The sequence below is a fragment of the Candidatus Protofrankia californiensis genome (assembly GCF_900634765.1).
In the GTDB taxonomy this organism is placed as follows: domain Bacteria; phylum Actinomycetota; class Actinomycetes; order Frankiales; family Frankiaceae; genus Protofrankia; species Protofrankia californiensis.
In genome coordinates this window covers 1-1,229 of record NZ_CAAAFT010000230.1, presented here as the reverse complement: position 1 = coordinate 1,229, position 1,229 = coordinate 1, and the positions used below count along the sequence as shown (strand labels likewise).

Genomic DNA, 1,229 nt, shown 5'->3' with positions numbered 1-1,229 from the left:
CCGGTAGTTACGATGTTAAGCCTCTCGGTCATCGTCACTAGGCGTAGCAGCGTGGCGGCGATCGGCCGGTGGGCCGCAGGTCTTTGCCCGAGCTTGCGTTGAAATCGGAGCTGCGGCGAACAGGCCTCGTCAGGCTGGGGCAAAGCTCCGTTAGAGTGCGACTGGTACTTGTCCCGTGTTTGGCGGACCTGTAGGAGGCCGCCAGACATGGGACAACACCTACTCAATGACCCGCGGTCGCGGCTCTGCTCGACAGGCCAAGACCGGCGAACCAATGGAAGGCGATGTGGAATACGACGACAAGGTCTGGTGCCCGTGAACCGCAAGGTTGCTGTTATCGGCGGTGGAATGGCCGGGCTGGAGGTCGCGGTCCGAATGGCGGCCCGGCCTGGGATGGAAGTCGAGGTCATCGAAGCCGGGCCGGCGACCCGTCGCCGTCATGTCGACTGGGACACCTCGATCCATCCGGGTGATGAGAAGGTCCGGTGGTGGACCAGCGACGGCTGGGGATTCGGTGCCGGTCTTTCAGAACGACTCGGCGGGCGTTCGCTGTGTTATCACGGCGTTCTTCTTGGGCTCACCTCCAAGGAGTTGGTCGACTGGCATCCCTGCTGGCAGGAGCGGTTAGTCGGCCCGGCCGGCTGCTATGCGCAGGTGTACGCGGAACTCAGCCCGAGGTTTCCGGGACTGGTGGCCTCGCCACAGTCGCCTGCTGCGAGCAGAGTCGGCCTCCGGCACGCTCCACAAGCAGCACGCTATGACAGCCTGACCGGCCAGTTCGAAGCCTATTCGCCGCTATCAGCGGCCCTTCGACTCGCCGTAAAGAGCGACCGCTTCCGCGTCGTCCGCGGCCGTGCGCGGTCCCTGAGGCGCGGCAGGCTCGGATGGGATGTAGAGGTAGCTACCCCCTCTGATAGCACCGCGACGAGACAGGGGTTCGACGCATGTGTCCTTGCGTCGTCCGCTATCGGGAACATCCAGATTCTGGCCCAGACGACAGGTGAATTGATCACGACTACCATCACCGATCACTTCTGCGTCGGGGCCCTCGCGCGAATCGAGCCCGGTGAGCCCCTGGACAGTTTCCGACACCCGATGCTATGGACCGGATACCGTCCAGTGCCGTCGCTATCCGCCAACATCTTTGTGCAGGAGCGGCCGACTCTTCCGAACGGTAACCGGCTCGTCTCGCTCGCAGCCGTGATCGAACAGGGCAGTGGTCCGGCCGA

1 protein-coding gene is annotated in these 1,229 nt (G+C 64.0%); it reads left to right on the top strand.

All coding sequences use genetic code 11. From position 1 onward, the window contains the following. Nucleotides 1-315: 315 nt before the first annotated feature. Nucleotides 316-1,229 (top strand): lycopene cyclase family protein (locus DD1DGNOD_RS12510; protein WP_165036641.1); only part of this gene is annotated, 914 nt, incomplete at its 3' end.